At 51.3% G+C, this 25,607-nt stretch carries 21 protein-coding genes; 6 read left to right on the top strand and 15 right to left on the bottom strand.

Features of this window, described 5'->3' with window-relative positions; translation table 11 throughout:
- The first annotated feature begins 123 nt into the window (after nt 1-123).
- On the top strand, nt 124-2,493 hold the full coding sequence (locus tag EFB02_RS07330; RefSeq protein WP_234992794.1) for a DNA gyrase/topoisomerase IV subunit A: 2,370 nt from the start codon (nt 124-126) through the stop codon (nt 2,491-2,493).
- Nucleotides 2,494-2,529: 36 nt separating this feature from the next.
- Here EFB02_RS07330 and EFB02_RS07325 read toward each other — a convergent pair whose 3' ends face one another.
- From EFB02_RS07325 to EFB02_RS07305, 5 genes are all read right to left on the bottom strand, one after another.
- Complete coding sequence (locus EFB02_RS07325; protein ID WP_122820929.1) at nt 2,530-3,534, bottom strand: hypothetical protein; 1,005 nt, start codon at nt 3,532-3,534, stop codon at nt 2,530-2,532.
- The gene (locus EFB02_RS07320) at nt 3,534-4,622 is read right to left on the bottom strand and encodes a GNAT family N-acetyltransferase (protein WP_122820928.1); all 1,089 of its coding nucleotides are present in this window, start codon (nt 4,620-4,622) and stop codon (nt 3,534-3,536) included. Before EFB02_RS07320 ends, EFB02_RS07325 begins: the two co-directional genes overlap by 1 nt.
- A gap of 40 nt (nt 4,623-4,662) precedes the next feature.
- Nucleotides 4,663-6,789: a DNA gyrase/topoisomerase IV subunit B gene (locus EFB02_RS07315; RefSeq protein WP_122820927.1), complete on the bottom strand. Its 2,127-nt coding sequence runs from the start codon at nt 6,787-6,789 to the stop codon at nt 4,663-4,665.
- 139 nt (nt 6,790-6,928) lie between these two features.
- Nucleotides 6,929-7,162: a DUF7455 domain-containing protein gene (locus EFB02_RS07310; RefSeq protein ID WP_122820926.1), complete on the bottom strand. Its 234-nt coding sequence runs from the start codon at nt 7,160-7,162 to the stop codon at nt 6,929-6,931.
- A 127-nt stretch (nt 7,163-7,289) separates the two neighbouring features.
- Nucleotides 7,290-9,176: an RNA polymerase sigma factor gene (locus EFB02_RS07305; RefSeq protein WP_438947140.1), complete on the bottom strand. Its 1,887-nt coding sequence runs from the start codon at nt 9,174-9,176 to the stop codon at nt 7,290-7,292.
- 133 nt (nt 9,177-9,309) lie between these two features.
- On the opposite strand from EFB02_RS07305, the gene EFB02_RS07300 reads away from it, so the two are divergent.
- Complete coding sequence (locus tag EFB02_RS07300) at nt 9,310-10,380, top strand: polyprenyl synthetase family protein (RefSeq protein ID WP_122820925.1); 1,071 nt, start codon at nt 9,310-9,312, stop codon at nt 10,378-10,380.
- 10 nt (nt 10,381-10,390) lie between these two features.
- Here the strand turns inward: EFB02_RS07300 and EFB02_RS07295 are convergent, their stop codons facing one another.
- Nucleotides 10,391-10,732, bottom strand: a complete 342-nt coding sequence (locus tag EFB02_RS07295; protein ID WP_122820924.1) for an Rv2175c family DNA-binding protein — start codon at nt 10,730-10,732, stop codon at nt 10,391-10,393.
- 84 nt (nt 10,733-10,816) lie between these two features.
- Here EFB02_RS07295 and pknB point away from each other — a divergent pair, with 84 nt between their 5' ends.
- Nucleotides 10,817-12,940, top strand: a complete 2,124-nt coding sequence (gene pknB / locus EFB02_RS07290; RefSeq protein ID WP_122820923.1) for a Stk1 family PASTA domain-containing Ser/Thr kinase — start codon at nt 10,817-10,819, stop codon at nt 12,938-12,940.
- A 70-nt stretch (nt 12,941-13,010) separates the two neighbouring features.
- Here pknB and EFB02_RS07285 read toward each other — a convergent pair whose 3' ends face one another.
- The 3 genes from EFB02_RS07285 to EFB02_RS07275 all read right to left on the bottom strand — a co-directional run bounded on the left by EFB02_RS07285 (nt 13,011) and on the right by EFB02_RS07275 (nt 16,914).
- Nucleotides 13,011-14,408 carry a class II 3-deoxy-7-phosphoheptulonate synthase gene (locus EFB02_RS07285; protein WP_234992780.1) on the bottom strand — a complete coding sequence of 466 codons (1,398 nt, stop codon included), beginning with the start codon at nt 14,406-14,408 and terminating at the stop codon, nt 13,011-13,013.
- A gap of 273 nt (nt 14,409-14,681) precedes the next feature.
- Nucleotides 14,682-15,893, bottom strand: a complete 1,212-nt coding sequence (locus EFB02_RS07280) for a pyrophosphate--fructose-6-phosphate 1-phosphotransferase (RefSeq protein ID WP_122820921.1) — start codon at nt 15,891-15,893, stop codon at nt 14,682-14,684.
- A 214-nt stretch (nt 15,894-16,107) separates the two neighbouring features.
- Nucleotides 16,108-16,914, bottom strand: coding sequence for a lysophospholipid acyltransferase family protein (locus EFB02_RS07275; RefSeq protein WP_122820920.1), 807 nt, complete (start codon nt 16,912-16,914; stop codon nt 16,108-16,110).
- A 62-nt stretch (nt 16,915-16,976) separates the two neighbouring features.
- On the opposite strand from EFB02_RS07275, the gene EFB02_RS07270 reads away from it, so the two are divergent.
- Entirely contained in the window at nt 16,977-17,378 is a 402-nt protein-coding gene (locus EFB02_RS07270) for a hypothetical protein (protein WP_122820919.1), read from the top strand.
- Entirely contained in the window at nt 17,375-19,195 is a 1,821-nt protein-coding gene (locus EFB02_RS07265) for a DEDD exonuclease domain-containing protein (protein WP_122820918.1), read from the top strand. Before EFB02_RS07270 ends, EFB02_RS07265 begins: the two co-directional genes overlap by 4 nt.
- A 48-nt stretch (nt 19,196-19,243) precedes the next feature.
- Here EFB02_RS07265 and EFB02_RS07260 read toward each other — a convergent pair whose 3' ends face one another.
- Entirely contained in the window at nt 19,244-19,633 is a 390-nt protein-coding gene (locus tag EFB02_RS07260; protein ID WP_122820917.1) for a response regulator, read from the bottom strand.
- Nucleotides 19,634-19,897: 264 nt separating this feature from the next.
- On the opposite strand from EFB02_RS07260, the gene EFB02_RS07255 reads away from it, so the two are divergent.
- A complete protein-coding gene (locus EFB02_RS07255; RefSeq protein WP_122820916.1) occupies nt 19,898-20,524 on the top strand; it encodes a superoxide dismutase in 627 nt (208 codons plus the stop codon).
- Nucleotides 20,525-20,814: 290 nt separating this feature from the next.
- On the opposite strand, the gene EFB02_RS07250 is transcribed toward EFB02_RS07255, so the two are convergent.
- The 5 genes from EFB02_RS07250 to EFB02_RS07230 all read right to left on the bottom strand — a co-directional run bounded on the left by EFB02_RS07250 (nt 20,815) and on the right by EFB02_RS07230 (nt 25,507).
- Nucleotides 20,815-21,801, bottom strand: coding sequence for an FKBP-type peptidyl-prolyl cis-trans isomerase (locus EFB02_RS07250; protein WP_122820915.1), 987 nt, complete (start codon nt 21,799-21,801; stop codon nt 20,815-20,817).
- A 20-nt stretch (nt 21,802-21,821) separates the two neighbouring features.
- Nucleotides 21,822-22,706, bottom strand: a complete 885-nt coding sequence (locus tag EFB02_RS07245) for an FKBP-type peptidyl-prolyl cis-trans isomerase (protein ID WP_200831574.1) — start codon at nt 22,704-22,706, stop codon at nt 21,822-21,824.
- 21 nt (nt 22,707-22,727) lie between these two features.
- On the bottom strand, nt 22,728-23,087 hold the full coding sequence (locus EFB02_RS07240; RefSeq protein WP_122820914.1) for a HesB/IscA family protein: 360 nt from the start codon (nt 23,085-23,087) through the stop codon (nt 22,728-22,730).
- Between the two features lie 71 nt (nt 23,088-23,158).
- Nucleotides 23,159-24,157, bottom strand: a complete 999-nt coding sequence (locus EFB02_RS07235) for a glycerate kinase (RefSeq protein ID WP_122820913.1) — start codon at nt 24,155-24,157, stop codon at nt 23,159-23,161.
- Nucleotides 24,158-25,507, bottom strand: coding sequence for a M20/M25/M40 family metallo-hydrolase (locus tag EFB02_RS07230; protein WP_122820912.1), 1,350 nt, complete (start codon nt 25,505-25,507; stop codon nt 24,158-24,160). It lies immediately after the preceding gene.
- Nucleotides 25,508-25,607 lie beyond the last annotated feature (100 nt).

Here is a 25,607-nt window from a genome sequence, read left to right as displayed (position 1 = left end):
ATGAACGAAGGTGCAAGTACTGCCACGGTAAAGGTTTCTGCGAGCCCCAAAAGGAAAAATCCGAGACCTTCGGAAAATGAAATTCCCCAAGAACACATCACCCATATCGACGTCTCAGAAGAGATGCGCACTTCCTTCCTGGAATACGCCTATTCGGTAATTTATGCGCGTGCGTTGCCGGATGCCCGAGACGGTCTCAAGCCGGTGCAACGGCGCATCGTCTATATGATGAGCGAAATGGGACTTTGGCCGAACAAAGGGCATGTAAAAAGCTCACGCGTTGTCGGGGAAGTCATGGGTAAGCTCCACCCCCACGGAGATAGTGCTATCTATGACGCAATTGTGCGCCTGGCACAAGACTTTAATCTGCGAATGCCGCTGGTGGATGGACACGGAAACTTTGGTTCCCTAGATGACGGCCCGGCGGCGGCGCGCTATACGGAAGTGCGGATGGCTCCTGCTGCGCAAGATATGGTCTCAAATCTAGATGAGGACGTAGTAGATTTTGTCCCTAACTACGATAATCAGTTCATGCAGCCGGCGGTGCTTCCGGGCGCGTTCCCTAACCTGTTAGTTAATGGCGCTAATGGGATTGCGGTGGGTATGGCGACCTATATTCCTCCTCATAACTTGGGGGAAACGGTGGCGGGAGCGATTCATCTGCTAGAAAACCCCGAGGCCACTGTAGAAGATTTAATGCGTTTTATACCCGGTCCTGATTTGCCGGGAGGCGGAATCATTGTGGGCTTGGATGGTATTCGCCAAGCCTATGAAACCGGAAGGGGAATCTTCCGCACTCGCGCCAAAACTTCGATTGAGCGGGTTACTGCCCGCAAAATGGGGATTGTAGTTACCGAACTACCCTATATGATTGGCCCCGAAAAAGTGATTGAAAAAATCAAAGACGGGGTTCAAAAGGGCAGGATAAAAGGCATTTCTGCGGTCACTAACTTAACAGACCGAGACCACGATATGCGTCTAGTAATTGAGGTGAAATCCGGTTTTAATCCCGAGGCTGTGCGCGCCGCTCTCTTTAAGCACACCCCGATGGAGGATTCTTTCGGGATTAACGCGGTGGCTCTGGTCAATGGACAGCCGCGCACCTTAGGTTTAAAAGAAATGCTGCAGGTGTTCCTGGATCACCGAATGGAAATCGTGATGCGCCGCAGCCAGTATCGCCTACGCAAACGACAAGAACGCTTGCATTTGGTGCAAGGACTGCTAATCGCTGTTCTCGATATTGATGACGTTATTCAGATTATTCGTGCCTCCGAGGATGCCACCCAAGCGAAAGCGCGCTTAATAGAGGCCTTCGACTTAGATGAAGTACAATCTGAACATATTTTATCCCTACAACTGCGCAGGTTAACTAAGTTTTCTCGCCTGGAATTAGAGACAGAACGCGACCGATTAACCGAAGAAATCGCGGAGTTGGAAGCATTAATTGCCTCCCGAGAAAAACGCCAAGAGCTGGTCGTTAGCGAGTTGCGGGAAGTGGCGCAAAAACGTTCGGATTCGCGGCGTACGCTGCTGCTAGCGGAAGAAGGAGCCGCGCAGTTGGCGGCAGAACAAGATGCACCGCTGGAGATTCCCGATGAGCCGGCAACCGTCACTTTAGGGGCGGGTGGCCTGGTGGCACGGTTTGCTGGACACGAGCCTTTAACTACCGAGGGAGGGCGTGAACCTTGGGATACGATTATTTCCACTGCTCCCACCACCGCTCGTGGCCAGGTGGGTGCAATTAGCTCCCGGGGAATGCTATATAAACTCACCGCCCTGGAAGTACCAGCGTTGGTGCGCTCGGCGGCAGCTCCCTCATTGCGGGGTACTCCCCCAATCTCGCGACTGCTCAATCTAGACGAGGGCGAGGAAGTCATAGGACTAGTTCCCCTGGATGAGGACGGACCCATTTGGTGGGCAGCAACCGCAGACGGGGTAATTAAACGGATTCGTCCCCAGGTGCTGGCTACTCAAGATTCTTATCCGATAATCACTTTGGAAGCTGGTGACAAGGTAGTAGCAGCCGGCAGCGGCAGCGATGACAGCACTTTCGTGCTGATTTCTTCGGCCGCGCAACTGCTACGCACCCCGGCTGATAAGGTACGTCCTCAAGGCCGCTCTGGTCAGGGAATTTGTGGGATGAAACTTGGCTCCGAGGATCAGATAATTGCGGCCGCTTTGGTTGATGCTGAAAACCTAGAGTCTTCCCTGGTAGTAACGGTTGCTGGTATTTCTTCTTCTGAACCAGGTAGCGGACAGACCAGTGCGAAAGTCACTCCTTTGCTGCAATACCCCCAGAAGGGACGCGCCGGACAGGGAGTACGCTGTCAACGCTTCCTAAAAGGTGAAAGTAGACTGTCCCTAGCGGCCATTACCGCTAACCCGCCACGCGCCCTCACCAAAGATGGATCTCCCCTGTCATTACCTGAGCAAACTGATAAGCGGGATGCTTCTGGTAGTACGCTAAAGCGACAGATTTATTACCTAGGATAGGGACGCTATTGCTTCGGCTAGGAATCAGCAGAGCCCCTAGTCAAGGTGGTTATTGCCCGTTAGAGATACGGGAGTCTCAATCGCATATTGGGTTGAAGTTCCGGTAACTTTAAATCCGGCCTCCAAGAATAGACGCCGGGTAAAAGCATCAGCTGCCTCTGGTAGGAGCGCTCCGGTGGTGGCGAACCCCCGCTTATTAAATGCTTTCAATACCGCAGCAATTAATGACTGAAGGATGGCGGCATTTTCCCACCCAGGCAATAACCCCAGCAGGTCAATATAACCTTGGCGATTTCCCACCGCTTTCCAGTCTTGGCGATATATAGAAGAAAGCGCAAAACCGGCAATCTGCGAACGATCAGTAGTTTTATCTAACGCCACAAAAGAACAATCTGGGGTAAAAGCTCCCCGGCGAGTAGCCCAATCTTCCGCGCTGTATCCAGGATCGGGATTGCGATCTTGCAGAATCCGATTCAAAGTATGCCGCAGCATTTCATCTAATTCCTGGTTCCAGGCCACAATTTGAAAGGGGTACGGCAGCTCCGGTAGTTTTATCGGATCATTCAAATCCCGGGAAACATCCACGAAAGAGGCAGTTTGCTGATATCCGGCTTCCAGCAATAACGCTGAGACATCCGGGGCAATATCTTCCACATAGAATAGGACGCGTCCAGGACGAGCATGATCTAAGAGAGCACGCGCCTGATCACGCTGCCAAGCAATCGAGGTTCGCCCTAATCCCTGGCCACGATAACGCGGATCCACCCCACCTTCGCAGACCACTTCGTTCACCAGCAGACGCGGACGAACCTGAGCATAAGCAACCAGGTTATTTTCCGAGCCAAAAGCCCCAATGGTGCGCCAGCGCGACGGTGCCGCAAAAAACTCTTCAACCTCAGAAATCGCGGTTCTAAAGGGGGGATTGTCAAATTCTTCAATCCGGTGGATTAGGCTCCCCATTTCCGGCACGTTATCAGGCCCCAGATTACGCCAGGTATATTTTCCAGTGTCCTCTGGCAGCGACCATTCCTGCCCGCTCATTACAGTTCCACCGTATAAATCATGCGTGCGCCCGCCAGTTTAAAACCGCAGTCTCCACATACTTTAGAGAGATCCCCCAGTGTTGGATAGTTATCTTCGGCAAATACCTGTTCATAACCTGAACGCGCACAAGCCACGAGCACCTGCGAAAGCACCTGCTTTAATACTGCAAAATCTACACCGTGCTCATCTGCATTGCGGCGATCATCCCCAAAAATATCTACCGCTACTGTGGTAATTATTTCTTCGGATGCCCCCTCGCTTTCCAGGCAACTACTTTGACATAGATCCCGATAAACCACCAGGCAATAGGCAAGTACCCGACCAGAGTTCATGGATACAGCTACAAAGGACAAGTCAGGAGCCAAGTTTGACAGCACCCGCCCCCACCAGCGCGACGCATCCCCTTTATCAGCATATAGGCGAGCAGAATTGGCAACGTGTAAGGCTTTAATCTCTTCCCACTGATCGGGAGAGAGACGGCGGGCAGATATAACCCGCACATCTTTGGTGGGAACTTTTGTTTCCAAGACAGCAATATCAGCAGAATCTAGGCGGTGAGAAAAAACCTTAATGGTGCGCTGAGCTGAAAATCCAGCAGCCACGTAGAGCCTTCGCCGATCCCCGGCACGCTCATCCACCACATTACGGATTTGGGCAGGACGGTCATAATCCTTTCCGTAGTACCCCAACATTAGTTCCCGGGCACGTACATCCTGCCAGGCCAGCAGAGCACGACCAATTCCACGTCCCCGCCAATGCTCGGCAGTAACTGCGAAGAGATCTGCGCGGGCATAGTTTTTTTCATCCGGCTGCAAAGTGACCGACCCAAAAGCCGCCAAATTTCCCCGCGAATCTAGTCCAATCAAACAATCTTGCAGTTCCGGATCGCTAAGCGCCTGGGTTAAGCGAGTAATTTCCCCCTCAGAAGTGGGGCGTGCAGGATGGGAATGCTGTTCAGTTAAATGAATCAGTTCCCGGATTTTCCAGGAGTCAGTTTCACGCGAAGGACGCCAATACAACCCGAGATGAACCGGGGGTACCGGGGCAGCTGGTAGGCTTCCTAACCGTTCGCGCAGAGTTGACATATCTTTATCTTAATGGGGGCAAAGCGGCAAACTGAAACCGCTAAGCATCTATTTGTTCGGCTGCCAGCTGGTCAGCACCAGCCACGATAAACTCCCGGCGGGGAGCGACCGTCGACCCCATCAGCAATTCGAAAATATTTTCGGCCTGCTGTAACGCGGCCTCGTCGGCAAAAGTTATTTGCCGCAGAGTGCGTTTTCCGCGCTGCATCGTAGTTTCTGCCAACTGCGAGGCATCCATCTCTCCCAAACCCTTATAACGCTGAATAGGCTCTTTGTATTTGCGTCCGCTTTTAGCCAGAGCACGGAGGCGCTCATGTAGCTCATCTTCGGAATAGGTGTAAATGATTTCTTTATTTTTCCGCCCTTGCGCGGGAATTTCAATCCGATGCAGCGGAGGGACTGCCGCATAGACCCTCCCGGCAGCGATTAGGGGACGCATATAGCGGAAGAACAAGGTGAGCAGCAAGGTGCGAATATGAGCGCCATCAACATCGGCATCGGTCATCATAATTACTTTGCCGTACCGGGCAGAATCCAGATCGAAACTACGTCCCGAGCCTGCTCCAATAACTTGAATAATCGCCGCGCATTCGGCGTTAGAAAGCATATCGGATGTCGATGCCTTTTGAGTGTTCAAAATTTTTCCACGAATCGGCAGTAGCGCCTGAAAATCTGCGGAGCGCGCCTGTTTGGCGGTGCCTAGTGCCGAGTCACCCTCCACAATAAATAATTCGCAATCCTCAACTTTATTGGAGCGACAATCTGCTAGTTTTGCCGGCAGTGAGGAGGTTTCCAGAGCATTCTTCCGCCGAGAAATCTCTTTTTGATGGCGGGCACTCACTCGCGCCCGCATCTCCCCTACTACCTTTTCCATCAGGGAGAATACTTGCTGTTTGTCGTCACGTTTCGAGGAAGAAAACTTCTTTTCCAGCCATTTGGCGACGGCACTAGAGACTGCCTGGCGCACTTGGGGAGTCCCTAACACTTCCTTAGTCTGTCCCTCGAATTGGGGTTCAGGCAGCCGCACAGTCACCACCGCGGTCAGCCCCGCCATCACGTCCTCTTTTTCGATTCTGATCTTGGCTTCTTTTTGGCTAAGCTTCAGGCGCTTCGATTTCTTATTTTTATCAATCTGGCTGCGCAGCACCCGCACCAAGGCGTTTTCGAAACCCATTATGTGGGTGCCTCCCATGGGGGTAGCCACGATATTCACAAAAGACCGTTCGACGGTTTCATAACCGTTACCCCAACGCAGAGCAATATCAATATCGCAGGTACGTTCCACTTCAACCGGACGTAAATGTCCAGTTTTCTGGTCTAGCTGTTGTACGGTTTCACTGTAGGTGCGCTGGTCACGGATACACCAGGTGTCTACGATTGCTTGATCGGGGGCGAGGAAATCTACGAAGTCTTCGGTTCCGCCCTCGGCTTTGAAAGATTCTTCTAGGGGCTGATCAGGACGTTCATCGCGACAAATAATGGTTAGTCCCGGCACTAAGAATGCGGTTTGGCGTGCCCGCTCTAGTAGATGTTCCCAAGAGAATCCGGTGGACGCACTTTTGGGGAAAATCTGAAAATCAGCCCAAAAACGCACCCGAGTCCCGGTCTTTTTCTGAGGGGCTTTCCCTACCACTTTTAGTTTGGATTCTTTGGTGAAGGGCTTAAACGGCGAGGTAGGGGTACGGGATTTGCTGTCATCAAATTCCCCCGGTTCTCCGCGCAGAAAAGACATTTGATAAGTTTTCCCGCCCCGATCTACCTGCACATCTAGGCGGGCAGAAAGAGCATTTACTACCGAGGCTCCCACCCCATGTAGGCCGCCCGCTGCCCCATAGGAGCCGGTGCCGAACTTTCCGCCCGCATGCAACTTGGTATAGACGACCTCCACCCCAGATAACCCCACCCCGGGGACTTCATCTACTGGGATACCGCGACCATTGTCTGAAACTGATACCGAATGGTCATCGCCGATAGTGACCTCAATCTGGTCACAATAGCCCTCCAGAGCCTCATCGACCGAGTTGTCGATAATTTCCCAGAGGCAGTGCATCAGCCCACGGTGGTCGGTGGATCCGATATACATACCGGGACGCTTGCGAACTGCGTCGAGCCCTTCTAGTACCGACAGGTGCCGGGCGGTGTAATCCGATTTCGTCTTAAGTGCCACCCCCCTAGTTTAGGGGGTCATCCTTTCCAGGTAGCTATCGGCTTTCCGAAGGCGCCCTTTTGTGAGGCACTCCCCGCAGCGGGGGACACTATCAATACCCTGAGGATAGTTTTCGCTCCGGCAGAAAAAGATAGGTACCCTAGCGGGCACGAGACAGCGAGGTTAGCGGGGCTTTTTTAGCTTCCTCTAAATGCAATTGCGCGGTATTATCCACGATTTCAGCCCCACTTTCACGCAACGCTGGCACTAGAGCCTGGGCGTGATGGGCGCAGAAAAACAGATTGCCAGCCTCTAGGCGGGCAAGAACCCACGCCTGCGCTCCGCAGGTATCGCAACGGTCAGTTGCGTCAAAATCATAGGTTTGCTCACTCATGTTTTTATTGTCTACTGCGCACCTAAGGAAGTCACGCCCACCGTTCCCGCTTTCGCGTCTGGCAAAACTAATCCGCCGTCCTTGCAAGTCGCAAGGACGGCGGAAAACTATAAGTTTGGCGGCAGCTCTAGTCTAGGTAGTCACGCAAGACCTGACTGCGGGATGGGTGACGCAACTTCGACATAGTTTTCGATTCAATCTGGCGGATACGTTCACGGGTAACCCCGTAAACTTTGCCAATCTCGTCTAAGGTCTTGGCTTGACCATCGCCTAAACCGAAACGCATTGACACCACCCCAGCTTCTCGTTCGGATAAAGTGTCAAGGACGCTGCGCAACTGTTCTTGCAACAAAGTAAAGCTGACTGCATCAGCAGGTACTACTGCCTCAGAATCTTCAATTAAATCCCCGAATTCGCTGTCGCCATCCTCACCCAAAGGCGTATGCAAGGAAATCGGCTCCCGCCCATATTTTTGCACTTCCACTACTTTTTCAGGCGTCATATCCAGTTCTTTAGCTAGTTCCTCGGGGGTAGGTTCCCGCCCAAGATCCTGTAGCATCTGCCGTTGTACCCGTGCCAGCTTATTGATGACCTCAACCATGTGGACGGGGATGCGGATAGTGCGCGCCTGATCGGCCATTGCTCGGGTAATTGCCTGCCGAATCCACCAAGTCGCATAAGTCGAGAACTTATATCCCTTGGTGTAGTCAAACTTTTCTACTGCTCGGATTAGCCCCAGATTCCCTTCTTGAATCAGATCCAAGAACAGCATCCCCCGCCCGGTATAGCGTTTCGCCAGTGACACCACCAAGCGAAGATTCGCTTCTAGCAGGTGATTCTTGGCATGCTGACCATCAATAGCTAAGGAATGTAAATCCCGCCGCATCTTAGAAGTCAGATTTTCCGATTCGGTTTCTAACTTGTGCTGAGCATAAAGACCAGCTTCAATACGCCGCGCCAAATCTACCTCTTCTGCGGCATTGAGGAGCGCAACTTTACCGATCTGTTTCAGGTAGTCCTTAACCGGATCGGCAGTAGCGCCTGCGACCGTGACTCGCTGTGCCGGTTCATCAGTTTCATCAGAATCAGAGACGGTGAAGGAATTACCTTTCTTTTGCCCCTTGGCATTCGCTTTTGCCTGAGCAATCGCCTTACTTAAACCGTCAGTAGCAGCGGGAGCATCATCGTCCTCGTCTTCATCTTCTTCGGGTTCACGATCTTCACCATGCTTTTCATCGTCTTCGTCCTCGTCACTATCTGCCAGCTCCGATTCGATGTCGATTTCTTCTTCGTCGCTTAGATCCTCGTCTCCTGGTTCAACTGTGTCCTCATCTACGTCTATATCTGAGGGCATAAGCTCTTGTTCTTCAACCGAAGAGGGATTCTCAATGTCTTTTTCTTTAGAACTGGTTTTCTTAGCAGCAGTTTTCTTAGCTGCCACCTTCTTGGCCGTACCAGTTTTGCTGGTAGCAGTAGCTTTCTTTCCGGATGTTTTCTTGGTACCTGTTGCTTTCTTCTTGGTTTCTGCAGCCTTTGCTGCAGACTTAGAACTACTCTTGGCAACATTCTTAGAAGCTTTTTTAGCATTTGCCGCGGTCTTAGCAGCACTAGTCGCCTTTGCCCCAGTTGCCTTCTTGGCGGCCGCAGTCTTACTGGTCTTAACAGCATCCTTCTTCGCGCTGTCCTTACTGGCTGCGGCAGTCTTTTTTGTAGTAGTAGCCTTTTTTGCAGCAGTAGTTTTCTTTGCTGCTGTTTTGGACGCAGCCTTCTTGGTGGTACCAGTCTTTGCGGCCGTTGATTTAGTCGATACGGCGGCGGCCTTTGTTTTAGCTACGCTACTGGTTTTTGCTGCAACCTCATCTTTCTTAGTTACAGCGGTCTTTTTAGCGGTGGCAGTTTTCTTTGCCACGGTTGTCTTCTTCGTAGCGGTCTTCTTAGCCTTGGTCTTAGCGGTGGTACTAGCTTTCGAAGAAGTTTTCGCGCTAGATTCAGATTGAGCAGGTTTAGTAGTCACGGCGACCTTTCCTGATTTCTAAACGTTTTCACAGAGAATGCTCAACAATTATAATTCAATACCACACTTTCTAGCACATATCCAGAGAAATTTCGCGACTAGAGTAGACAACAGAAGAAAAAAGGAGTAGTTAATGCCCACTGACCAGGAATTCTCCGCCCAGATTGACGAACTATTAACGAGGATGTGGCAGACTGGGATTAAATCCTGGCGCGACCTCGAAGGAGTGGAAGAGCTATTTAAAGTGGGACTTACCGCACTTTCTGGCGGCAAGCGCACCCGCGCTCGTCTCGCCCGTACCGGATGGGAGGCAGTCAGCGGAAACCACTCACGTCCTCCAAAACAGATTCTTGACTTGGGGGTGGCATTAGAGATTTACCAAGCGAGTGCTCTCGTGCATGACGATATTATTGACAACTCTCCCCTACGGCGGGGTAAAGATGCCGCTCATATCAGTTTTACCAAATATCATCTCCATGGGAAACGTCAAGGCGAGTCAGAAGAGTACGGCAGTTTTGCGGCGATTCTACTGGGAGATCTACTGCTAGCAGTAGCCGATCAATGCGCTTTTGAAGTAGCCTCTGCTTGCAAAGATGCCGATGCCTTTTTCAGCAACTGGAGTGAGATGACCCGGGAAGTAGCTCTCGGCCAGTACCTAGACCTGCGACTCGAAACCGATGAGCTGGATCCGGATGCGGCACAGGAGCAAATTTTAACGGTGGTTCGCCACAAGTCAGGGCATTATTCGGTTGCCCATCCGCTCACCTTGGGAGCGCGCCTAGCTGATGCCAATAGCGACCAACTAAAAACTTTATTTGCTATCGGGGAATACTGGGGAATTGCCTTTCAGCTTTGCGATGACGAACTCGGAGTATTCGGCGACCCCAGCCAAACCGGAAAACCTGCGGGCGGAGACCTGACTGAAGGGAAGAAAACCGTACTGTGGTTCCTAGCGGAACAGATGCTTGACGATTCTGCGCGGGAGAAGCTGCATTCCGTATTTGGAAATCGAACAGCCACCACCCAACAAATTTCCGAAGTAACTGCCGCTTTAATTGCACAGGGAGTAAAAAACCGACACCGCGAACTAATCACCGAATATGCTGCTAAAGGCGATGCCCTAGTGGACAGCGGTGACTTCGATAGCGCGGGTCGCAAGGCACTTTTGAAGCTAGGGCGGTCATTGGTTGAACGGGAGTCCTAAAGTCCTTTATTTAAAGCGCCTGCATGGCAGCCACCGAATTAACCTTGGTGTGGCTTCCGGCACGCAATAAATCCAAGGGACGCTGCCCACCTAGTAACGGTTGTGCGGCAAGCACCCACTCGGTTGCCTCTTGAACACTGAAACCCCCATCTATTAGGGTCAACATAGTTCCGGGCAGGCGCTCAACCAAAGTCCAGCCTTCAGAGGTTTCCAGCAAGCTGTCCGTTACAATCTGTAGCTTTCCCTGTTCATCCGGTAGAGCCAACAGACGATGCTCCTTCAGGAGGCGGTGGGCGCGAGTAACTTTTACCCCCAGGCGTGCGGCGGCTTCCGCGAAACTGATCATTTCCATGTTCTAAGCCTATCTGAGGGAGCAAGCCAGTTCCTACCCGCGCCGCTTACCGGCATTGCGCTAAGCTGCCGCTAGGATGGCTTTATGAGTATTGATCGGGAAGATAGAGGACACCCTAGCAACCCCCCGCAGGATTCATCTATCCCCCGCCCTAACATTAAAGATGCAGATGCCGGGCAAATTCTGGGAGCACCATCAATCATTTCCGACGAAGATCATATGTTGAAGCGGCTGATTGATGAACGCTACCGCATTTTAAGCCTCATCGATACCGGTGGAATGGCCAGCGTTTACCGCGCCCATGACGAACGGCTGGGACGCGATGTGGCACTTAAAATTATGCATCCCCACCTAGCTAATACCGCCTCGTTAGTGGAACGTTTTGAATCAGAAGCACGTTCAGCTGCCCGTTTAATGCATCCGGAGATTGTGCAAATTTTCGATCAGGGAACTTGGCGGCGCCGCCCCTACTTGGTGATGGAGTTTATTAACGGCCCGAACCTGCGCCAAGTATTGACTAAAGAAGGTCCTTTGCCTTTGGGTCGCGCCCTAGAAATCACCGAACAGGTTCTAGAAGCATTGCAGGTCGCCCATGGGATGCAGATTATTCACCGCGATATTAAACCGGAAAATATTTTGCTAGCTCCTTCAGGGAAGGTAAAAGTAGCGGATTTCGGTCTCGCCCACGCAGTTAATCAAGCTACCGGCACCACTACCGGATCAGTGATGGGAACAGTCACCTATCTGGCACCGGAACTTATTTCCCAAACTACCTCCGATGCTCGTTGCGATGTCTATTCGGTGGGAATCATGGCATATGAGCTGATAAGCGGAGTACCTCCTTTCCAAGGTGATACCGCGATTCGTACCGCCTGGCAGCATGTAAGCGAGGATGTACCACCTCTTTCTAACACGGTGCCTTGGATTCCCAGCGAGGTCGACGATCTGATTGCGGCACTCACTGCCCGTAAGCCCCAAAATCGTCCCATTGATGCCGGCGCCGCTCTGCATCTGGTAAAGGCGGTATCAGATTGTCTTAGTCCCGAGCTGAGCACGCGGCAAGCTAAGAGAGCGCTGAGCACTCCACAAGAAACAGAAACGGAACGTACCCCCTTAGGAAGAGGCGGCACCGCCGTATTGCCGGTTTTGCCTGCCTCCTCCCCGCAGCTACCTTCCGCTCCAGTCAGACTTCGCGACGCTGCCCCCTTCGATACTTCCAACTCGCTAACCAGCTCGGAAGACCCGAAAAAACCAGCAGCGACGCAGACTCAGAACGTTAGAGAAGAAACAAATACCACAGATACACCGAAAAAGGACAACAGTAAAAAACGCTGGATAGCTGCGATTACCGCTGCTATTTTGCTGATAGCTGGGGCTACCGTAGGTTGGTATTTCACTCTGGGACCAGGAGGGCGAGTAGCAATTCCCAATGTGGAAGGGAAAACCGTCGTGCAGGCCAAATCTATCCTGGCAAAATCGCAGCTAAAAGTTAAAATTAACCGCGAATACTCCGATACTATCTCCCCTAACATGGCGACCCGCACCGATCCCAAAGCGGGTGCAAAGGCGTGGAAAAACTCCCAGGTGAATCTGTATATTTCGCGGGGAATCGAGTACGTAAAAGTGCCTGATTTGGCAGGTAAAGATGGTAGTCAGGCTGCTAAGTTACTAAAAGGGGCGAAGCTGAAACTCGCCGGTACCACTAAAGAGTATTCCGATGAGGTCGAAAAAGGTAAAATCATTGCTACTAACCCAAAGGCCGGCACAACTTTACGCCATCACAGTCCGATAAAAGTAACGGTTTCAAAAGGAAAAGAACCAGTTAAATTGCCGGATTTAACAGGTAAAACAGAAGATGAAGTCACAGAGCTTCTCAGCAATCTCAAGCTGGAAATAGAAAAAACCACCGAGTTTTCCGATTCGGTTCCGCGCGGGAAAGTCATTGGGCAGGAACCAGGGGCAGAAACTACCGTTTACCACCATGACCGGATAAAAGTGCGAATTTCCCAAGGCCCAGAAATGGTGGAAGTCCCTAATGTGACTGCTATGTCTATGGAGGAAGCGAAACAAAGATTGACAGATCTAGGCTTCCAGGTGAATGTCCAAAAACAGCTTCTAGGAATTGCCCCCAACCGGGTTTATTCCCAATCCCCGGGGGGAGGCACCAAGCTAAAAAGTGGATCTACGGTTACTTTAACCTACGTATAGGCGGGCAAGCTGGGAGCAGGATGCGGGGTTAATCTTCCCGTATACATTAAGATTATCTCCGCGAACTGGCCTAAACCGTATATCCCCAGGGTTCTAAGGGTTCACGCAGAGGGTTACCCAAGGTATCGTGGCGTTTTTGCAGCATTTCTGCCACCTGGAAAGCGAGTTCTAAGGACTGCTGGTGATTTAAGCGGGGATCTACCCGGGTTTCATAGCGGTTCTTTAAAGATTCTTCTGTCAGTCGTTCACTACCACCGATTACCTCGGTGACATCATCCCCGGTCAATTCCACGTGGATTCCCCCCGGAATAGTGCCCGCTTCTTGATGAGCAGCAAAGAAACTAGCTACTTCCTCGAGGATACGTTCGAAACTGCGAGTCTTATAACCAGAAGAAGATTGAATCGTGTTTCCGTGCATGGGATCGCACATCCAGGTAACCGGCCTGCCATCATGCTTTTGGGCTTCTAACAGTGCGGGGAGGGAAGATTTTAATGCCTTGGCACCCATTCGAGTGATGAAGGATAGACGCCCCGGCTCGGCCTCAGGATTAAGTTTATCTTGCAGTCTAGCTAAATCATCGCCACTGGCATCCGGACCGATTTTCACCCCGATCGGATTGGAGACTTGGGAGAGTTGCTCCACATGCGCACCATCGATTTGACGGGTACGCTCCCCGATCCACAAGAAATGCGCAGAGGTATCGTAGAGATTACCAGTACGAGAATCTACCCTGGTCATAGCCTGTTCGTACTCTAAAAGTAAAGATTCATGGGCGCTATAAAAGTCCACGGTGCGCAGTTCATCAGAACTCACCCCGGCAGCGTCCATAAAGGAGATTGCACGATCAATATCCCCCGCGAGAGCATCAAAACGTTTATAGGCCGGATTAGAGGTAAAACCGCGATTCCATTCATGTACCCGATGTAAGTCCGCATAACCACCTTGGGTAAACGCGCGAATCAGGTTCAAAGTGGTACCCGAACGGGTATAGGTATCTAGCAGGCGGCCCGGATCTGGACGGCGAGCCTCAGGAGTAAACTCGAAGGAGTTGACCGCATCTCCGCGATAGGAAGGCAAGGTAACTCCCTCGCGAGTTTCAGTATCACTAGAGCGAGGTTTAGCGTATTGCCCAGCCATCCTCCCCATTTTTACGATCGGCAAGGACGCCCCATAGGTAAGCACGATTGCCATCTGCAAAATGGTCTGGATTTTCAGTCTTACTCGATTAGCGGTTGATTCCGCAAAGGTTTCCGCGCAATCCCCTCCAGTGAGCACAAAGGCACGTCCCCGGCTAGTCTCTGCCAAAAGTTCTTTCAAGGCATCTACTTCCCCAGCGAATACCAAAGGAGGGCGAGTACATAGATCAGCCAGCTTTGCCTGCAACTTACTCTGATCTGGATAGTTGGGCTGCTGGGTTGCAGGGCAGCCCCGCCAGGAATTTAAAGCCTTATTTATTTTCTCGTCCACAGAGTCCACCCTAGTTAGTTTTAGAAATTAAGACGAATAAGTCCGGGAGATGGACTTATTTCTCTGTTTTATTTTCCCAGGTAACTGCTATTTTTTAGCTGCTTTGTTTATCTACTAGGCCACCACTAGAAACTAAAAATTTATTAGCAAAACTGAGGTTAAAAATTTCTTTGGCTCTCGCCGCATGCGGCGAGAGCCAAAGAAGCCTTGAGTAAAGGAATATCTTAAATGCTTCCTCGACTGATATAAACCGTTAAGAGGAAGCTGGGGAAACTAGGCGGGCTTTACCTCCTGTCCGACTTCCTTCATCATCTCCTGGAACCAAGGAGTAGCAATATCGAAGGCTTTACCACCTTTGATCCGAGAGAAGGCAATCGAACTCAAAATGTCACCGTTTTCTTCATCGTGCCCAATCAAACCAGCTTTCCCTGCAAATGCGCACTGTACCGCATAATCGGTCATAGATTTAATTAGACGCAAATCTTCTGCTCCCGCAGCTGAGGCCCGCGAGAAGTAACCAGACTTTTGTACCATGACTTTTTCTGCCCCGATTCGCTCAGCGAACTGCCGAGCAAACCATTGACCGGGATTAATCTTGTCTAGCTGCACATGGCCAAAGGGATCACGGGGTACGGTCTCTCCCGCCTGTTCCATTTGTTCCACGATTTCACTGACCCCAGCACCCTCAGACAGGAAGATATTGACGTTACCTACCTCATCCATAACTTTGCGGAGACGGATAGACTCTGCCTCAATGTCGATATGTACCTCGGGAATAAAAATCGCGTGAATATCGCGAGACTCACGGGTGAGTCCCATAGAAGGCAACCACTGTTTATTTTCCAAAAGCTTACGGTAGGAACGAGCGGTAGCAGCCGTCAGATAACCACAGTTACGCCCCATTACTTCATGAATAATCAGTTCACGCGGATTGGCCTGACATTCCCCGATTACGTGCTCCGCAAACAGTGCTCCACTATCGGCTGCCGTCCATGCCCCCAGAGACTGCCGAATCGGAATAATGTCGTTGTCAATGGTCTTGGGCAGCCCCACGACGGTCAGTTCATAGTCATGTTCATGCAGGTAATGGGCAAGGTCAGCAGCGGTGGTGTTAGTGTCATCCCCTCCGATGGTGTGTAACACATCCACCCCGTCCTCTACCAGGCGATTAGCCGCAAATTCTAGGGGATTAACGCCCTCTTGAACCAGACCGCGTTTAACCAAATCTTCAGTGTTAGTGAGTTTTACCCGGGAGTTCCCAATCGGAGAGCCACCGTATTGATGCAGCAGACCAGCATTTTTACGTGCCTCTTCGTCGACCACAATAAAATTCTTGGATAGCAACCCGTGGTAGCCATATTTATAGGCAATGATTTCAACTTCCGGAGCCAATTCGGTATAACGTTCAATCAATCCACCAACCGCTGATGAAAGACAGGGCGCAAAGCCGCCTGCAGTTAGTAGTGCTACCCGTTTAATGGTCATATCTCCTCCAAAAGACTTGTTTGGCCAGTTTTGGCCCCGACATTCACTTAGTCTACTCGATAACTTACAGACGGCTCTAGGACAAGGGGGCAGGGTGTGCCCAGCTATTCAAGAGATATTGCCTCCTTTGCGCAACAACTCCTAAAGCAAACTGCACCTGGTTGTAACATCCGTTTTCAGGAAGAAAATATCCTAAGTTTCCTTAGCTGAGGTTTTATTCTTTCGGTTCTTCCCCTGCCCCGATAGCTTCTTCGGGTGGCTCCGGCACCTCGGTTTTGGGAGCCGTTCTGCCTCCGGGAGCCGCTACTTTCGGCTCGGAGACTAGCAGATCTTCCTCTTTTTTCTTGGCGGCCAGCGCTTTTTTCACATCCGCCGCATACATATCCACATATTCTTGCCCTGACAAGCTCATCAAGGCATACATGATTTCGTCGGTAATCGCCCGCAAGACGTAGCGGTCATCTTCCATTCCTTGATAACGAGAGAAGTCTAGAGGCTCCCCCACCACGACCCCGATTCGATGCAGACGCGGAATCCGGGTGCCAATCGGCTGGGCAATATTAGTACCTACCATAGCTACCGGAATCACTGGTGCGCCAGAACGTAGCGATAGCCGCGCCAACCCGGTTTTACCACGATAAAGTCGCCCATCTGGGCTACGAGTCCCCTCGGGATAGATGCCAAATAGCTCCCCCTCTTGCAGACGCGCCAATCCTTTTTGTAGAGCTACCTGGGATTTCTTCCCTCCAGATCGGTCGATAGGAATCGTTCCTACCTGAGTCATAAACCACTTTACGAAAGCCCCTTTTAGGCCTTTACCGGTGAAATAATCAGCTTTACCAACGAAGACTACTTCCCGGTCAATCATTAGTGGCAAGAAGAACGAATCGATCACCGCCAGGTGGTTGGAGGCCAAAATAGCTGCCCCAGTCGCGGGAATATTCTCTGCTCCTTTGATCCAGGGTCGGTACAGAACCTTCAGAATCGGTCCCAGGATTACTTTCAGCATCCGGTAAAACACGTAAGCTTCCTTCCCGCCCAGGCTAACTGGCTGATCCTTAAAGACCGGCTAGACTAACGACTATGAAACTCCCCAAGAAGTGGGGGGCGCATCGCCGCCGCAACCCAAGTCAACGTCGTGTAGATGATGAATTTTTGGATATTACATCTAGGTTAGATGATACCGATATTTTCTCGCCTGGACCGCGAGATTACGAATTAGCCGAACCAGATGACCGGTTTCAACCTCCCATATTGCCTGCTACCCCTCATCCTCGCAGGGCAGTGCGCGTTTTAGCAATCACCATCGTGGTGCTCATAGCCTGGGTGGCCACCTATATTGCGGGAATCACGCTGCCGTTTTGGCTTCATATGCTGGGCTTCTTAGATTTATCGGTTTTTTGCGCACTCCTGATCTACCTGCGTCCTCGCGGCCGCAGCGCTTTGACCGATAAATGGGGAGATGACAACGGGGCGAGGGTGTGAGCGCACAGTTTTTCGGCCCGCCCTCACGCGCTCTACGCGCTCACCTAAACGCTTTGCTACCTGCCACCAACGAAACTGGCCCCCAAGGAGAATTTTCACAGTTAGGATCTCCCCTGTCCGATTGTTGTTTCCTAGTAGTGGATCTGGAAACCACGGGAATGGGCTCAGAAGCAGAAATCACGGAAATTGCGGCTGCGCGCTACTATAAGCGACGCCTGTGCGGAACTTTCCGTTCTCTAGTGCAAACTCGCCGCCCTATTCCCCCCAAAATAGTGGCGCTGACCGGAATCACTAACTCTATGATACTTGCCGCCGACTCCCTGGAAGAGGTTTTTCCACGTTTTCTTTCTTTTTGGAGAGCCCACTGTCCCGATTCTCCCCCGGTAAATGCCCTAGTGGCTCACAACGCTAGTTTCGACACGGGATTTTTGCGCCGCGCCGCTAAGCGACTAGACACTCCCCTTCCTAGCGTCCTCACCGTAGACACTTTGGCGATTGCCCGTCTGCTTCTGCCGCGCCCTTTCGTAGCCAATCACCGCCTAGCCACTCTAGCCACCTATTTTGGCGCAGAAAAACCTACCCACCGCGCTCTCGATGATGTTTTGGCTACCGTCACCGTACTGCAGGGACTATTAGATCTAGGCGAAGGAGCAGGACTAACTCATACCCAAGATTTTCAGGTTTTGAAAAAAGTTCCTCGCCAAGTGCGGGCAAAAAAAGTTCTGGGAGCTAAGCTGCCGGAACGTCCGGGAGTTTACATTTTTGAGGATGCTAAGGGACAACCGCTCTATGTAGGGTCGGCTTCCAACCTACGGACACGAGTAGGCAGTTACACCACTATGGGCGAAAAACGTCGCCAAATGCGGGAAATGCTCGCCGCAGCATGTCGCATTAGGCATCTATGTTTTCCTCATGTCCTGCTGGCTCGGCTAAAAGAATTGGAACTAATCGCACAACTGAACCCTCCCTTCAATCGCGCCAGCACCCGACCTGACAAGTACTGGCTAATCGAGCTCACCAGTGAGGATTTCCCACGCTTGAAGCTTTCTAAACGGGTGAAATATGACAAGCACTCCCGCATCCTGGGGCCTTTTCCTTCCCACAAAAGCGCGGAGCAAGTCCGGCGGACACTCTCCCAGCAGTGGCGGCTACGTATCTGCACTCAAGAGATTTCACCTGGGATCCCTGCGGATAATTGTTATCTGGAAGAACTAGGAGCCTGTAGCGCCCCCTGTCATCCACAAAAACAGGCACGTTACACTCAGCGCGTAGTAGAACTAGCAGCTAATAAACCAGCCGCAGAACTGGATGCAGTCGATACACTGCTAACTAAAATACATAATTTGGCGGATAGCGAAGAATACGAACAGGCGGCATTAATTCGCGAACAACTTTCTTCACTAGTGCGTGCGGGAGCAGAACAAGAATTACTAGCACCGATTCTAGGGGCAGCAGAGCTAATTTTCGCCCTACCCGCAGCACATGGAGGATGGGTATACCTAGCTATCGCCTACGGAAAAATAGTGGGAACCGCATTTACCTGTAGTAATGCTCCAAAAATTGCGGTAGACAAAACCCTTGCGGCACTAGCGGAGGTATTCCCGGTCTCTTCCCCACAATTTCTTGCCCAAGACGTTCTTTGGGAACAGCTACACCTTTTGGCGCAACAGCTTTATCAACCGGGAACTCGGATAGTAAAAATACACGGAAAAGAAAACTTCGCGTGGCCTATCCGAGGTATGCTCTCTCGCACCCAACTACGACAGACCTTGAATCAGGCGCGAAAACCGTTTACTTTCCATCTAGGAAAGCATTAATGGTAACCTGCACCACAAAGAATCCCGAAAAAGCAAAAAAGTTTTTACTTAGCGCAGAAGTTCGGAAACTGCCTCCTGCAGCTTTAAGGGAGTAAGAGGACGCTCCACCGCTTTAGCAGCTCCCGCCCAGCCAGCCAGCCATTCATCTTGTGGGCGGGCAGTCAAGATCAGAATCGGTGGCAAATTGTCATCTTCCTCTGCAAGAGATTTCGCTACCGAAATCCCGGAAATCTTAGTCGCTTCCCCATCAAGAATCAGAAGATCATAACGATTATTGCGCACCTTGTCCTGAGTAATGGTGGCGGTTGCGGTTTCATCCCAGTTTATTTTTGGCAAATCTGCCGCTGGTTTAATCCCTACCCCAGTGATTACTTGCCGGCGCACCTCACGGTCATCGCTGTACAACAAAATCTGTAGGTTATTTTCCGCTTCCGCCATAGTCTGCTTCCTTAGGTCAAGATTTATAAAGACTTTTGGCTCTCATTGTAACCGACGTTCAGCCCCTTGCGATGCCCTCTACCCTATTCGACCTCCTCACTACTTTGATTCCCCCAGCCCAGACCGACATGACAACCTATTTTTAACTGCACTACAAATCCCAACGCTGCAAAAATGGGACTTAGCGCCTAGACTAGAAAATAGACCCACCTGACCAGAGGGAAGTTAGGTGGCGAATAAAAACACAAAAGGAGACCCATTTACATGGAGAAATACACACTTCCGGAACTGCCCTATGATTACGCCGCTTTAGAGCCACATATTTCTGGCAAGATCATGGAACTTCACCACGACAAGCACCATAATACCTATGTAAACGGAGCAAATACCGCCTTAGAAAAACTGGCGGGAGCCCGTGAATCCGGTGACTTAGCAGCGGTTAACCAGTACTCAAAAGACCTGGCATTCAACTTAGGTGGACATACTAACCACTCGGTTTTCTGGACCAATATGGGACCTGATTGTGGCGGCGAGCCCGAAGGCGAATTAGCTGCGGCCATTAGTGAAAACTTTGGCTCGTTTGATGCTTTCAAGAAGCATTTCTCGGCAGCTGCCACCGGTCTACAAGGTTCTGGCTGGGCAGTACTGGCTTGGGATTCCATTTCTTCCCGCTTGATCATTTTCCAGCTCTTCGATCAGCAAGGAAACGTACCGGTGGGGGTAACCCCCCTACTCATGCTGGATATGTGGGAACACGCATTCTACTTGGACTACCAGAATGTGAAAGCCGATTACGTGAAGGCCTGGTGGAACGTGGTTAATTGGGAAAACGTTGCTGCTCGTTTTGAAAACGCCGAGAAGAACTTCAAGTCCCTAATCAACCTGGTCTAGTAACTAACGCGGGGGAGCGATTTCCCCTCCTGCCCAAAAATTCGGGGAGCGCACAGGCGCTTCCCGAATTTTTATGCCCACCGCACCCACTCGGGAAAACCGCTCCCCCACGTATTTATACCTTCCCGGATAAGTGAAAAGCGGGGAAAAAGTTTTATCCGAGTCGGCTAAGCGGGCGCAAATCTAAAAAGGCAACGCCTTTTTAGATTTTGGGCGGGAGGAAAAATCTATCCCCCGCGCATCACCTTTGACGAGGAAAAACTTTCCCCGCGTGCAAGATCCAGGAACTGTCACCCGAGGCGAGCACTAGTTTGGCGGGCTCCGATGTCGTAGATAGCGATGCGTGCCGGATGTGCCTTCGCCCCTTGGCGCGCACCCTCTGCCGGCTCTATCATCACCATTCGGGAACCAACCGGCACCCCCAAGAACTGCGGGGTGGTTTGCACGGTAGCAGGGGTGGAAACCATTTTCCCGCTCGGCCAGGAACTGGATACTTTTGTCCATTCCCCCCGCTGATAGCTAGCAGCAGTCAAATGCACGCCCGGAAAATCATCTGGCTCTAGTTTCGCCCCCTTGCCTTGGTAGAGCATAATAACCTGTTTTAGCTGCGGAGCGGGCATATCGGGGTCTATGCTCAGCTGGGGCTTACTACCGGGAGCCCCAGTAATCTTTACTCCCTTAGGGAGCTTCTTGAATGACTGGTCTATTTTCTTTGCCTGTTTCAGCGCCGAAATATCACTGAGATTCATAGCGCTAATCAAATCAATCACAAAAACCATAGTGGAATCCGCAGGTATCCTTTTGGCAGCTTCCCCTTGAAACCCTAGGTTCGGAGGAACAGTCAGCTGCACCCGCGAGCCAAGTTTCTTGCCAATCAGCCCTTGTTTCCACCCAGCGATGACTTCGCTCATGGCATAGCCTTGGGCAGAGTCACCAATTCTGAAAGTGGTCATTACAGTCTTTCCATCCCACAGGTTACCTAAGGTGTCCATCAGTACCTGGTCTTGGGCAGTAACTTTACGTCCGTCCCCCTGGTGAAGTACTCGCACCTGCAAACTGGTAGGAGCTTTTCCGGAACCAGCCTCTACTTCAGGGGCTTTTCCTAACTCGCCAGAGACCGCCGGAAATTTCCCCTTTACTTCGGGAGCGGAAGCATCGAATCCACTCGGGGAACACCCCACGAGGCAAGACAGGCATAGAACAGCTAATAGTAGAAGTACTAATACCTGAGTTTTCAGCACCTTACCTACAGGTTGCAACGCGTTAAAAGTATGCATAACTGAGCCGCTACAGTTTTCTAGAGCGTGCCAATAATATCCATCACGAATGCAACGGCTTGCCCATTTTGCGTGGAGCTTAACGCTAGACGTGACCCTACGGCTTTACCAGCAAGTTCTTTATCTAGCCCCAACTCTGCAAGCGTCTTTTCCCCTTGCAACGGCATTGGAGTAGCACTATCCCAGGTGGAGCTAGTCTTCCCCTCTTGATCAACCCAGCTTTGATGCACTATAACTACATCTTTGGCTTTCAGCGGTGCTCCTTTTCCTTTCGCCAGCACTACTACCTTACGTTCTTTGGCTAACTGATCTGGGGTTGCCTTCAATATCGGCTTAGCTCCAAGCTTGCCGCTAACTTCCAGGCCGGGCAAAGATTCTCCGGTTACTTTTGCTTTCCTCAGTTCATCATTGCCTTTTTTCATCTGGGAAGCCGAGAAACATTTCAAAGTATCCACTACAAATACCAGGGTAGAGCCGGCGGGAATATCGCCGGTTGCCTGATTGCCGTACCCCAGTTCGGGAGGAATCACCAACAAGGTGCGTGAAGCCGGTTTGGCATCTTTAAGCCCCTGTCCCCAGCCGGGAACTACCTGGTTTAAGGAAAAGACAGCAGGCTTTCCGCGATCAAAGCTGGAATCGAATTTTTTCCCATTCCATAATTGCCCGTGATAGTTAACTTCAACCACCGCACCAGTGCCACAGGCTTTGCCTTCTCCTTCTTTAAGGGTGACAACTTTCAGATCCTTAGGCGGCGTCCCCTCTCCGGCACTTACCTTGGGAGCCTTACCGTAGTCGCCCTCAACTTTCACCCCGGAATCATTGCTACTGCAAGCGGTGAGGGCGCTGCCGATTAACGCTCCCATCAGAGCAAGGGCAGCAACAGAAGATGAAAGTCTACGTTTCACGGTTATAAATCCTGACTGTATTTAGTGGAATGACTGGCCGCAGGCGCAAGAACCTACCGCATTCGGATTATCAATGGTAAAGCCTTGCCGTTCGATGGTATCGGAGAAATCAATAGAGGCGCCCTCTAAATAGGGGTTGGACATTTTATCTACTACTACCGCTACTCCCGGAGCGAACTCTACGACCGCGTCGCCCTCCAACAGGCGCTCATCAAAATATAGCTGGTAAATAAGCCCCGAACAGCCGCCCGGTTGAACCGCAATTCGCAGCCGCAAGTCATCGCGTCCTTCCTGCTCTAACAGCGACTTTACTTTCTTTGTAGCAGCTTCGGTCAAAGTAACTTTGTGGGTAGCTGACTTTTCAGCCTGTTCTTCACTCATGTCTCTCCCTATAACAATGATTTTAATTAAATAAGTTAGTCCTTAGCCTAGTCCAAGCCGACCCCTACTGGCTATCGCGACCAGGTACGCGCTAAGCGAAGACCAGCCTGGTTCATTCCCGAAATATCAGCGGGAAACCGGTATACACCATCGATTCCCATCTTAGATATTTCTGCCCTGCTTAGATTATTTTCACCGGTAATCACCACTATCGGGATTCCGCTGGGGGCGGAAATCTGACATAGATGTTCCAGGGGGGAACCGGAAAGATTCCAAGGGGAAAGCTCGGAGGTATTCGCCACTAGCAAATCTGCATCCGCTAAGATCTGGGGCAGGCGAGTGCGCTGATCTAATAAATCTGCCGCAAAATCCAGACGGGCTCCTAGCCTACCTAAAAGTTCTCCGATCCCCCAGGCACATCCCCCTCCCGGCAAGCTGGCGTTTCCCCCTCCTCTCAGGCCAGAGGTAGCTCCACCCGAAATATTAAGGTAGCGGCAGCTGCCATATCCCTCGATCTGGCAAAACACTGTCTCCCAATTTTCTTTGGCTTTTTGTGCAATTGCCGGTTGGGATTTTGCCACCGCAGCCAATATTCCGGAGGTAGAAAATAACGGTTTTTTACTGCCGGTAACTACCATCGTATGCGAGAGGGCGCGCCCCAGATTTTCCCAGATTTGCGCGTCTGGAAGCTTTTGCCCATATGCTCGTGCCACTCCTCGCATAAAAGCTCCGGGGAAATCCGGTAGTTCTTCTAACTTTCCCAGAGATACTGCCCCCGGTGACAGATATTCGCTTTGCAAAGACTCTCCCAGATTGCAGGGGGGAAGATAGAGAGCTTTTCCCGCTTGCAATAGCGCGGGCAGGCGTAGACCAGCCCGCTCCGGGTCAACTGCACCAGCGAAAATATCTACTAGCGGAAAGTTCGCCGCCACCTCACTAAAACCGTACGAATAGGGGGTAACCTGCAGTTTATCTTGGTTTTGATGTCGGAGCCATCCTGCCCTAAAAGCCTCCCCTAGCTCCTGCGCACTAGCGGAGGCCGTACTGGTGACTGCCAGAACAATTTGCACTTAAAGCTGTCCACCTAGCCGGGTGAGGAATAACGCCTCCGCGGTAATCGCGTTCTGCAAGTCGCCTAAATCTTGGGATTCATTTTCCGAATGAGCGTTGGTAGCCGGATCTTCTACCCCGGTGATCAGGATATCGGCCTCGGGAAATACTTGCGCCAGGTCAGCAGTCATTGGGATTGCTCCTCCGCACCCAATGTCTACCGCGTCCTTTTCCCAAGCGCTAGACAACGCCCACTTCATATCCTTTTCTGCTTCCGATGACTCGGCTTGATATGAAGGACCACATTCAAGAACTTCGGTTTCCACTTCGGCTCCGAACGGTGCGTTTTCTTGCAAGAAATCGCTCAACGCCTGGGCGCATTCGGCTGTGTCGGTTCCCGGAGCAGTTCGCAGGGACAACCGCAAACAGGTTTCCGGAACCAGGGCATTAGCGCTTTCAGCGCGGGAACGCTGATCCCAGCCAACGACACAAAGTGACGGCTGATTCCACAGCCGCGAGGCCAACTCGCCTTTCCCAGCCAATTGGAAGCTGTCTACGACCTGGGCATCTGACTTAAATAATTCTTCCGGATAATGCACGTCTGCACTGGTAGAGCCACCAAGCCCAGGTATTGCCAAACTGCCATCAGGGTCGAAGCATTTGGCCAACAAAAGGCTGGCGATAGTGACTGCATCTAGTACCGGACCGCCGTAGGCTCCTGAATGCAGGGCGGTTTCCATTACTTTAACTTTCACATCCATGCTGGCAACTCCCCGCAAGGTTGCGGTCAGCGCCGGTTCTCCTACCCGCCAGTTATCGGAGTCGCAAACAATAATGACATCAGCGGCCAAATCTTCCCGATACTTTTCAATGAAATTACGGAAAGAGGGCGAGCCAATTTCTTCTTCACCCTCGATAAAGCAGGTCACGTTAACCGGGCAGCTATCTGCCAGGGCAAGTAGCGCCCCATAGTGCACCATAACCCCTGCCCCGTCATCCGAGGTGCCCCGCCCATAAAGGCGACCATCTTTTTCGGTAGCCACGAAGGGTTCAGTATCCCATCGTTCCCGGGGACCGGCAGGTTGCACATCATGGTGGGCGTAAAGCAAAACTGTTTTGGCCTGCGGATCAACTATTTTCCGAGCGATAACCGCGGGCATACCTTCTTCCCCCGTAGGAGTAGGAGCGGTTTTCACCATGGTTTCCATCCCCAGGTTAGAAAATAGTTCTGCCAGGTGGCGCGCAGATTTTTCCACTTCTTCACGTGAATCTGAAGAAACGGAGGGAATCGCCACTAATTTTGTTAGTTCACTTTGTACGTCTTTAAAGATGCTCTCTGAAGCTGCTTTTACTTTAGAAATATCACTCATGATTGCCAGATTACCCCGATAGTATCCGCTTAGGGAAAGGGAACATTCCTACTTCAGCTAAGAACCTCAGGTAATGCAGATTTCCTAACCCCGCCTTGGC

Source organism: Varibaculum vaginae, from assembly GCF_900604285.1.
Lineage (GTDB): Bacteria > Actinomycetota > Actinomycetes > Actinomycetales > Actinomycetaceae > Varibaculum > Varibaculum vaginae.
This window is presented reverse-complemented; position numbering and strand designations above follow the sequence as displayed.

Excerpts from the sequence above, each read along its gene's own strand:
- EFB02_RS07330 (WP_234992794.1), top strand. The coding sequence starts at position 124 with ATGCGCACTTCCTTCCTGGAATACGCCTATTCGGTAATTTATGCGCGT.
- EFB02_RS07325 (WP_122820929.1), bottom strand. The coding sequence starts at position 3,534 with ATGAGCGGGCAGGAATGGTCGCTGCCAGAGGACACTGGAAAATATACC.
- EFB02_RS07320 (WP_122820928.1), bottom strand. The coding sequence starts at position 4,622 with ATGTCAACTCTGCGCGAACGGTTAGGAAGCCTACCAGCTGCCCCGGTA.
- EFB02_RS07310 (WP_122820926.1), bottom strand. The coding sequence starts at position 7,162 with ATGAGTGAGCAAACCTATGATTTTGACGCAACTGACCGTTGCGATACC.
- EFB02_RS07300 (WP_122820925.1), top strand. The coding sequence starts at position 9,310 with ATGCCCACTGACCAGGAATTCTCCGCCCAGATTGACGAACTATTAACG.
- EFB02_RS07295 (WP_122820924.1), bottom strand. The coding sequence starts at position 10,732 with ATGGAAATGATCAGTTTCGCGGAAGCCGCCGCACGCCTGGGGGTAAAA.
- pknB (WP_122820923.1), top strand. The coding sequence starts at position 10,817 with ATGAGTATTGATCGGGAAGATAGAGGACACCCTAGCAACCCCCCGCAG.
- EFB02_RS07280 (WP_122820921.1), bottom strand. The coding sequence starts at position 15,893 with ATGACCATTAAACGGGTAGCACTACTAACTGCAGGCGGCTTTGCGCCC.
- EFB02_RS07270 (WP_122820919.1), top strand. The coding sequence starts at position 16,977 with ATGAAACTCCCCAAGAAGTGGGGGGCGCATCGCCGCCGCAACCCAAGT.
- EFB02_RS07260 (WP_122820917.1), bottom strand. The coding sequence starts at position 19,633 with ATGGCGGAAGCGGAAAATAACCTACAGATTTTGTTGTACAGCGATGAC.
- EFB02_RS07255 (WP_122820916.1), top strand. The coding sequence starts at position 19,898 with ATGGAGAAATACACACTTCCGGAACTGCCCTATGATTACGCCGCTTTA.
- EFB02_RS07250 (WP_122820915.1), bottom strand. The coding sequence starts at position 21,801 with ATGCATACTTTTAACGCGTTGCAACCTGTAGGTAAGGTGCTGAAAACT.
- EFB02_RS07240 (WP_122820914.1), bottom strand. The coding sequence starts at position 23,087 with ATGAGTGAAGAACAGGCTGAAAAGTCAGCTACCCACAAAGTTACTTTG.
- EFB02_RS07230 (WP_122820912.1), bottom strand. The coding sequence starts at position 25,507 with ATGAGTGATATTTCTAAAGTAAAAGCAGCTTCAGAGAGCATCTTTAAA.